9 protein-coding genes are annotated in these 9,249 nt (G+C 47.7%); 3 read left to right on the top strand and 6 right to left on the bottom strand.

Annotation, left to right across the window (positions count from 1 at the left end; all coding sequences use genetic code 11):
• The first annotated feature begins 150 nt into the window (after positions 1-150).
• A complete protein-coding gene (locus AAKU64_RS21705; RefSeq protein ID WP_354331741.1) occupies positions 151-684 on the top strand; it encodes a DUF3617 domain-containing protein in 534 nt (177 codons plus the stop codon).
• 261 nt (positions 685-945) lie between these two features.
• Here the strand turns inward: AAKU64_RS21705 and AAKU64_RS21700 are convergent, their stop codons facing one another.
• Together AAKU64_RS21700 and AAKU64_RS21695 are read right to left on the bottom strand one after the other, a co-directional pair.
• Complete coding sequence (locus tag AAKU64_RS21700) at positions 946-1,587, bottom strand: CoA transferase subunit B (protein WP_322119421.1); 642 nt, start codon at positions 1,585-1,587, stop codon at positions 946-948.
• A gap of 10 nt (positions 1,588-1,597) precedes the next feature.
• The gene (locus tag AAKU64_RS21695; protein ID WP_322119422.1) at positions 1,598-2,299 is read right to left on the bottom strand and encodes a CoA transferase subunit A; all 702 of its coding nucleotides are present in this window, start codon (positions 2,297-2,299) and stop codon (positions 1,598-1,600) included.
• 233 nt (positions 2,300-2,532) lie between these two features.
• On the opposite strand from AAKU64_RS21695, the gene AAKU64_RS21690 reads away from it, so the two are divergent.
• A complete protein-coding gene (locus AAKU64_RS21690) occupies positions 2,533-3,093 on the top strand; it encodes a LuxR C-terminal-related transcriptional regulator (protein ID WP_354331594.1) in 561 nt (186 codons plus the stop codon).
• A 91-nt stretch (positions 3,094-3,184) separates the two neighbouring features.
• On the opposite strand, the gene AAKU64_RS21685 is transcribed toward AAKU64_RS21690, so the two are convergent.
• Together AAKU64_RS21685 and AAKU64_RS21680 are read right to left on the bottom strand one after the other, a co-directional pair.
• Positions 3,185-3,661 (bottom strand): acyl-CoA thioesterase, encoded by a 477-nt coding sequence (locus AAKU64_RS21685; protein WP_322119424.1) that lies wholly within the window; start codon positions 3,659-3,661, stop codon positions 3,185-3,187.
• The gene (locus tag AAKU64_RS21680; RefSeq protein WP_322119425.1) at positions 3,658-4,434 is read right to left on the bottom strand and encodes an SDR family oxidoreductase; all 777 of its coding nucleotides are present in this window, start codon (positions 4,432-4,434) and stop codon (positions 3,658-3,660) included. The genes AAKU64_RS21685 and AAKU64_RS21680 overlap by 4 nt, the downstream gene beginning before the upstream one ends.
• A 537-nt stretch (positions 4,435-4,971) precedes the next feature.
• Here AAKU64_RS21680 and AAKU64_RS21675 point away from each other — a divergent pair.
• Complete coding sequence (locus AAKU64_RS21675) at positions 4,972-6,594, top strand: electron transfer flavoprotein-ubiquinone oxidoreductase (protein WP_503012597.1); 1,623 nt, start codon at positions 4,972-4,974, stop codon at positions 6,592-6,594.
• Between the two features lie 66 nt (positions 6,595-6,660).
• On the opposite strand, the gene AAKU64_RS21670 is transcribed toward AAKU64_RS21675, so the two are convergent.
• Positions 6,661-8,070: a sensor histidine kinase gene (locus AAKU64_RS21670; RefSeq protein WP_503012727.1), complete on the bottom strand. Its 1,410-nt coding sequence runs from the start codon at positions 8,068-8,070 to the stop codon at positions 6,661-6,663.
• Positions 8,071-8,147: 77 nt separating this feature from the next.
• Entirely contained in the window at positions 8,148-8,828 is a 681-nt protein-coding gene (locus AAKU64_RS21665) for a response regulator transcription factor (protein WP_354331587.1), read from the bottom strand.
• Positions 8,829-9,249 lie beyond the last annotated feature (421 nt).

The raw sequence follows: 9,249 nt of genomic DNA, 5'->3' as shown, positions 1-9,249 counted from the left end.
TTCATCTTGCCAGAAATGGCCGCTCCTTTCTCATCTATTTTGCGCTTCTCGCAATAAAATTACTCTCCGGTGTTTCGTTTTGCAAGAACCTCATTTTGCATGACTAGCAACTACATTGACTTATTGTCATCCATATTCAAAGGAAATGTTATGCGTAGCACCATCCAATTAATCAGTTTATCGCTCTGCGCCTTATCCTTAGTCAGCAATGCGGAAGCCGCCGGAAAATCCAAAGCTGGGCTGTGGGAAGTGACCATACAATCCGACGCGATGAAAAATATGCCGACCATTCCACCAGAACAACTAGAAAAACTGAAACAGATGGGAATCAAAATCCCCAATATGCAAAACGGTGGGATGACGACTCAGATGTGTATCACAAAGGAAATGGCAGACCGCGATCAACCGCCAGTCAACTTCAAAGATCAATCCGGTTGTCAGTCAAAAAATATCCAGAAAAATGGCAATACCTGGTCTATGGATTTGGTCTGTGATAAACCAGAGATGAAAGGTAGCGGCAAAGTTACAGGCACTTATCTTGGCGACGATAGCGTCCAGTCAGTTTTTGATTTTAAGGGAATCGCTAACGATAAACCCATCAATATGCATAGCGAAACCAAGAGCAAATGGTTATCCGCAGACTGCGGCGATATTAAGCCATTAGACCTGCCAAAAAACAAATAACAAATAACAAATAACAAATAACAAATAACAAATAACAAAGGGAGTATCTTAAACAGGCCTTCTATTGTCCAATTAAAATATGGACAACATCGTTGAATATTAATATACATAGCACCAGTATATAATTTCTAACAATCAATGATGCAATAAAAATGCCAGCAGAAGTGCTGGCATTTTTTTCATGTACTGAGTTTGTATGGCAACGTAGACTAGCGACTTTACCGAACCGAAAAATCACCAAATCATACAAACTAGTTCTGATTAAGCAAGCGCACTGACATCCAATGACGCTTCGGTTTTTGCAATCACTTCCTCCTTAGTCACGCCGCTGGCTAATTCGATTAATTTCAAACCGCTGGGTGTGACATCAATCACACCCAGGTCGGTGATGATACGATTGACGACGCCTACACCGGTCAATGGCAAATTACATTTTTTCAGGATTTTATGCGCATCGCCTTTGGCGACATGCTCCATCAACACCACTACATGACCAACACCTGCCACCAGATCCATCGCACCGCCCATGCCCTTAACCATTTTGCCTGGGATCATCCAGTTGGCCAGATCGCCGGTTTCACTGACTTGCATTGCGCCCAAAATCGCCAGATTGATTTTGCCGCCACGTATCATCGCAAACGAGTCGGCAGAACTAAAAATCGACGAACCTGGCAAGGTCGTTACGGTTTGTTTACCTGCATTAATCATGTCAGGATCAACTTCATCCTCCGTCGGGAAAGGGCCGATACCTAGCAAACCATTCTCTGACTGCAGCCATACTTCCATGCCTTGTGGCACATGATTGGCAACCAGTGTCGGCAAGCCTATGCCCAGATTGACGTAATAACCATCTTGTAATTCTTTTGCTGCACGAGCAGCCATCTCATCACGAGTCCATGCCATTTTGTTCTCCTTATTCTGCTGGGCGAACAGTGCGCTGTTCTATGCGTTTTTCCGGGGTCGCGTTGACGACGATGCGTTGGACAAAAATACCTGGCGTATGAACATCATCAGGATCAATCTCACCGATTTCGACCAGGACTTCCACTTCAACCACGGTGATTTTGCCTGCCATTGCCACATTGGGATTGAAGTTGCGTGCCGTTTTGCGATAGACCAGATTGCCTGATTTATCTGCCTTGTAGGCCTTGACCAGTGATACGTCGGCAACTAAAGAACGCTCCATGACATATTGTGCGCCATCAAACTCACGGATTTCTTTGCCGTCAGCGACGATGGTGCCGACGCCCGTCTTGGTGAAAAATGCTGGAATACCTGCGCCGCCGGCACGTAGTTTTTCGGCCAGAGTACCTTGTGGTGTAAATTCTAATTCCAACTCACCGGCCAGATATTGACGTTCAAATTCTTTGTTCTCACCGACATAAGAGGCGATCATTTTTTTGATCTGGCGCGTAGTCAATAACTGCCCTAAACCAAAGCCATCCACACCGGCGTTGTTGGAGATTGCCGTCAAATTCTGTACGCCGGAATCGCGCAAGGCAGCGATCAGCGCCTCGGGGATACCGCACAGACCAAAACCGCCTACCGCCACGGTTTGTCCGTCTTTGACGATATCTGCCAAGGCACTGGCAGCGTCAGGATAAACTTTGTTCATGTTGTCCCTTTCTTATATTAAAACTCTTGTTGAAACTCTTATTGAAATACAGCGTCCGACACGATACTGGCGTGAGTTTTTTGCTACCCGCGCTTTATACTGAAGTTTTGTTTTATCGCCAAGCATATGATGCTACTCTATACAGCGCAATACCGTAAAAATACCTGACAAATACCGAATAATTAGTCAGCTTAAGTTATCGCAAATTACCCCAAATAAGCAGCTCAAACTCCATGACCGAAGCGCAGCTCATTAATTTTGAAACGATTTTTCAGTACGCGCCGGTCGGACTATGCGTCTCACAAAATCGCATTATCCGCGCTTGCAATGATGATCTGGCGCAGATGTTTGGCTACCAAAAAGAACAATTACTGGGACAATCATTTTTAATTTTATACCCGTCGCCAGATGAGTTTGAACGTACCGGTGCGCGTATCACGCCGATCATGAATGCCAAAGGCTCTTACTCAGACGAGCGCATCATGAAACGAGCCAATCAAGAATTATTCTGGTGCCATGTCTCAGGCCGGGGGTTACATAAAGAAGATGCTCACGCGGAGGGAATCTGGACATTTGAAGATCTGAGTTCTAAACGCTCAGTCACAGCAGAATTAACGCCGCGCGAGAGAGAAATCGCCGCCCTGCTGGTAGAAGGCAAAACCAGCAAGCTGATTGCGCGGCAAATTGGGCTTAGTCCAAGAACGGTGGAGATGCACAGAGCAAAGCTGATGCGTAAATTTACGGCGGCAACATCCAGCGAACTAGTACATAAATTATTACGAATCGTCAGCTGAGTTGCTTATCCCTGGAGACAGATTACAACTCAGCTTCATGTGTGTTGAAGTAGTCAGCTGACTATTAGATTCAGGTGTATTCAACGTTCATTTATACCGCCTTCACACGTCGTGCTGGCTTATTTGCCGACTTCACTGCGGTTTTCAGCTCAGTCAGTTTTTCCTTAATCGATTCTGGAAGTACGGTGGACTTTTGCGTTTGCGCATCGACCCACACGACCTTGGCTCCACCTTCTGCATACAGCGTGTAACCATCGCTGACACTGCGCATTTCTTGGATGGTTTCAAAACTGCTACGGCCTGCACCGCCGATGTAGGTACAGACTTCAACCTGATCAGGATATTTCAAGGGTTTTTTAAATGTGCAGTGGGCATTGATGATGACCGGACCGTTGCCGTTTTCATCGGGCAAACAACCCAGCATCGTCAGCCACTCCAGCCTGGCCTGCTCCATATAGCGAAAGTACACAGTATTATTGACATGTCCCAATGCATCCATATCGCCCCAGCGAATTGGAATTGTCACGGTGTACACCAACTTTTTATCAAGTACTTTCTCGCCTATCATTGCGCGCTCATTCCATCGTCTGCCGTTACTATCGCTCCATTCAAAAAGCGTGATTCTTCTGCGGCCAGCAACAGCAACAAACCGTCCAAATCTTCTGGCATACCGACCCGTTTTCTTGGCAGCATATCAATCAGCTTTTGACCCTGTTCACTTTTAAAATGATCCTGGTTAATTTCTGTCTCAATATAGCCTGGGCAAATCGCATTCACATTAATACCGAACTTGCCCCACTCGACCGCCATGGATTTTGTCATGTGTACCACTGCGGCTTTACTGACGCAATAAATACCGATTTGTGGCAATACACGCAAACCTGCGACAGAAGCAATATTGATAATCCTGTGCTGTTTTTTAGGATCGCCCTTGTAGCGGGCAATCATGCGCTTGGCCGTCTCTTGCGCAACAAAAAAAGCGCCGCGCTGATTGGTGTCCATTACGTAGGCATAATCTTCTGGCGTGACGTCGATCAAACGCTGTGTGGTTGAGACACCAGAATTATTGATCAGGATATCGATAGGACCGGCTTCGGTTTCCGCATGGGCAATCGCTGATTTAATACTGGCATAGTCGGTGACGTCCAATGTCACAACATGTGCAGCACCACCTTCAGCCTCGATTTCTGCCCGCAGCTCTTTCAAGCGATCAATCCGGCGCGAAGCCAGCACGACTTGTGCCCCGGCTTGTGCAAGAATTTTTGCAAAGCGAGCACCAAGACCACTGGAGGCGCCTGTCACCAGAGCGATTTTTCCTTCGAAATTAACTTCAATACCCATCAGATTCTCCGACTAAAAATTTGCTGAAAGTGCTACGTGTTTTGTACATTGTTCGATATGCCAAGACTTATGCAAAATTACTCACCTTTTACCTACTGGAACCTTAACAGGCGCCAGCTCGCCGGAACAGTTTTGCGTAAATCCTGGAACCATATCATTTTGAATGTGCCGCTATGATGACATAGACAATATGCTTGTGTTTTAAAACTTCCATTTTATCGATCAAAATCATGAAAGTGCTGCATCTTATTTCACCCTCTGCGATAATCCATGCACAACAAAAATAAGCAATTCATGGTTGTCGGAGAATTGCCGGAGCAAGACTGAATTTATTTACCAATCCGTTGGTAAGCGCACTGGTAAGCGTATTTACAACCGCATTGACAACGATTAATTAGAAGAATTGCTCAGCTTGCGCATTACATCCCTAAGCTATACCATACCGACAACAAATAAGCACGTTCGTTCGTAAATTTTCTGAAAGCGATTATAGCCATGACACAAAGTCTAATAGAGCAGTTCGGTCCGCGCGATGCGATGGAATATGACGTCGTTATTGTCGGCGGCGGCCCTGCCGGATTGTCCGCTGCGATCAAGCTCAAACAACTCGCAGCAGAAAAAGGCAACGAAGTCTCTGTCTGCGTTCTGGAAAAAGGTGGCGAGCCCGGCGCGCATATTTTGTCTGGCGCAGTGATGGACCCAAAAGCTTTAACGGAACTCTTCCCCAACTGGAAAGAAATGGGCGCGCCGCTGAATACCGAAGTGGCTGAAGATCGCGTCTTGGTATTGACGGAGAAAAAAGCATTTAAAACGCCGAACTGGATGTTGCCCGCCTGTTTCGAGAATCATGGTAATTACATCGTCTCTTTAGCCAATGTCACCCGCTGGCTGGCGCAGCAAGCTGAGACCCTGGGTGTGGAGGTATTCCCGGGTTTTGCCGCTGCAGAAGTACTATACAACGATGATGGTTCTGTCAAAGGGGTAGCTACCGGCAATATGGGTGTTGATCGCCACGGCGAAGCGTCTCCAGCATTCCAGTTAGGAATGGAACTACATGCCAAATACACCTTGTTTGCAGAAGGTGCGCGCGGTCATTTGGGTAAACAGGTCATGGCTAAATATGACTTAAATAAAGGTAAAGATCCGCAATCCTACGGCATCGGTATTAAAGAATTATGGGAAATCGATCCTAAGCAACATAAACCTGGTCTGGTCGTCCACACCACAGGTTGGCCGCTGATGGATCAATACAGTGGCTCCTTCCTGTATCACCTTGAAAATAACCAAGTTGCCGTCGGCTATGTCGTTGGTTTGGCCTATGAAAATCCTTACCTGTCGCCTTACGAGGAATTTCAACGTTTTAAAACGCATCCGGCAATTTGTGGTTTCTTTGAAGGCGGTAAGCGCATCTCTTATGGTGCACGAGCAATCACCGCGGGCGGTTTACAATCTCTGCCTAAACTGGTGTTCCCAGGTGGCGCATTGATTGGTTGCGATGCTGGCTTTTTGAATATGAGTCGCATTAAAGGTAGTCACGCTGCGATCAAAACCGGCATGCTGGCAGCGATTGCCGCGTTTGACGCGCTGGGAGCACAACGTCAGCATGACGAATTGACCGCCTACTCTACGGCCTTTGAACAATCCTGGTTGCATGAAGAACTGCACACAGCACGTAACGTCAAACCTTTGCTGAAAAAAGGAACTTACGGTTCACCGCTGGTCTGGCTGGATCAAATGGTCTTACGCGGCAAAGCACCTTGGACTTTGCATCATTCCAAAGCCGATCATGAATGTCTACGCCCTGCGTCCGAGTTCGAGCCGATTGTGTATCCAAAGCCAGATGGCAAGCTCACCTTTGATCGCTTATCGTCGGTGTTTATCTCTAACACCAATCACGCAGAAGATCAGCCAATTCATCTGACGTTGAAAGATGCGAGCGTGCCGGTTGGCATCAACTTAGCCAAGTATGCAGGACCAGAAGCGCGCTACTGCCCGGCTGGCGTATATGAGTTTGTCAAAACTGATCAGGGTGCAGATCGCTTGCAAATCAATGCGCAAAACTGCGTACATTGCAAAACTTGCGATATCAAAGATCCGACGCAAAATATCGTCTGGGTTACGCCTGAAGGTGGCGGCGGGCCAAACTATCCAAGCATGTAATACTGGACTTACGCAAAGAAAGCAAAAAGCCACGAATCATCGTGGCTTTTTTGTTCGCTATCGATTTCACAGCAAGTCAGCAGGCTTGGGCAGCTTAAACGTAAATTGCGTACCTGATTGTGAGGGCTGAGAAGAACTGGCAACCTCAATACGTCCGCCATATACGTGGGCAATAGATTGCGATAATGCGAGACCAAGGCCAACCCCTGGTGTTTCTTCCGCGCGGGTGCTGGTACCGCGATAAAACCGCTCAAACAAGTGCGGTAATTCTTCGCGGTTAATCCCTGGCCCTGTGTCGGATACACTGATACTGACCATTCCTCCCTCGTCTGCAAGCGTCACCACCACATTCCCGCCGTGGCGAGAAAACTTGACCGCGTTGTCTAGTAAATTGGCAATCACCAAGCTGGCAGAACCACGCGCTACTCGTGCCATGACCTCTGGCGAAGGCGTAATCCTAATCCGTATTGCGCGCTCCGAGGCTATGGCCTCCATACGGCTTGCCGCCTCATCCACCAGTTGATTGAGGCAGACGACTTCCGAGGTATTACGCTCCTGACCGGCGTCGATCCGCGCCAGGGTTAATAATTCTTCTACCAGCAAACTCAAACGCTCTACTTCTTCCATACAAGAATGCAGCGCCTGAATATAATCAGCAGGTTCGCGCGGTCGTCGCAAGGTGACTTCCAGTTCCATTCTTAAGCGGGATAAAGGTGAACGTAATTCATGTGAAGCATCGGCAGTAAATCGTCGCTGTACCTCAAAACTTTGTTGTAAACGATCCAGCATTTCATTCAAGGTATCGACCAAGCGCCCGATCTCGTCAGAGGTACCAGGATGTGGCAGTCGTTCGGCGAAATTTGCTTCGCCGATGTGGTGCGCCTCTCGCACAATATTATCAATCGCGTTAAATACACGGCGGGTCAGCAACACACCTGCAACGCCAACGGCGACGATCAGGGTCAGCGCCATGATGATAAATAAGATGCTGGCGGAGTCGACTACATGACTGGTGTCATCGAGCGAGCCAGCGACCTGTATCGCCATTAAACGGTTATCGACCCGGATCGGCATAGAGACCATGCGCACTAGTTCCTCACCAAATTTAGGTAAGGTTTCAAACACGGTATTGCCTTCGGCCAAACGCGATAACAACTCGGGGGGCACCGGCAATTTTGCCGCACCAAGGTTGACGCTGCGTGCCAATACCTGTCCGTTAGCATCAATGATTTGTACTAAGCGATCTAAGCGCATTAAGGACGGCGGCGCAGGTCCGGCCGTCGTGTCGTGTACTTTGACCGGGCCTTTTTCAGCCAGCATAGAAATCTCAGTTTCTGCCAGCGCTAGCAATGCTGCGTCTAACTGACCGTGGACTGCGCGGGACAAACTCAGATGTGCAGCAAAGGCGGCGACCGTTAATACGGTGATGATGACAGCCAAATGTACCAGCACCAATCGGGTTCTGAAGTTGAGCAGACTGGTGGTAGTTTTTGGTGGCATCTTGTATGGATCAGCGTTAAAAAATTAATGACGATGGGGCGAAGTTCGCTAAGCTAGATTGGCGCGCCAGCCTTGATACAAAAACCGCGACCACGTATGGTTTGTATCAAAGGCGTGTCGCTATTACTGTCTACCTTTTTACGCAAATTACTGATATGCGCGTCGATCAGATTATCCAGCGAAATGGTGTCAGCTTTCCACACTTGTTCCGCCAAACGCGCGCGACTGATTACCTCGCCCGGATGACGCAACAAGATTTCTAAGATGGCATATTCCTTGGGCGTTAAGTCTAATAAAACATTTGCCCGCATGACGCGGTGGCTGACTGGATCCAGTGTCAAATCATACGCAGCCAAAATCAAGGGACGACTGATCTCAGAACGTCGTAACAGGGCTCGGACACGCGCCAGTAATTCTTCAAATGCAAAGGGCTTGGTCAGGTAATCATCAGCACCGGTGTTGAGGCCAGTAATCCTGTCAGTTAAAGCGTCACGCGCTGTCAGCATCATGATAGGTGTCTGGCTGCCGCGCGCCCGCAGATCGCGGCATAGATCTATGCCGTCTTTACCTGGCAGCATCCAGTCTAAAATAATCAGATCATAGTCGGTGATGAAGGCTTCTTCCTCGCCCTCTTCCGCCGTATGAGCGATGTCGATAATAAAGCCTTCTTCCTGAAAGCCTCGGGCCAACAGGCGCGCTGCTTTGCGGTCGTCTTCAACTAATAATATTCGCATTGGATGCAGCCATTTTCTGTTGTGGTCTTATTGCTTGTATTGAATGTTGAGCATTCAGCATTGAGCGTCATTTTACTCGTGACTAATACTCGTGACCAATACTCGCGCTGCATCTGAATAGAAATTCAGCGTATGTCTGAAACGCGGCCTAACCGAAGTCAATACATCTATCAATACGTATGCTGGAAATACTTGGGAGACGAGCACCACGCTTTAAGTCCTACTAGCAGGTACTTGATAATGATTGATCGTTGTTAGATGATAGAGTCAAAATATATACTCCCATCCTGTATATATGGAGTGTCCATAGAAAGATTGGAAAATTGGGCAGGCGGATTCAGCTACGAAGAGCAACGGGAGGTAAGTTTTAGTGGGAGTATATCCAAATTATAAAAAACCTCAAACGGCGTTCGATAGCCGA

It is taken from the genome of Undibacterium sp. GrIS 1.8 (assembly GCF_040544445.1).
In the GTDB taxonomy this organism is placed as follows: Bacteria; Pseudomonadota; Gammaproteobacteria; order Burkholderiales; family Burkholderiaceae_D; genus Undibacterium.
Note: the sequence above shows the minus strand (reverse complement) of the source record. Positions and strands in the feature narration are given on the sequence as shown.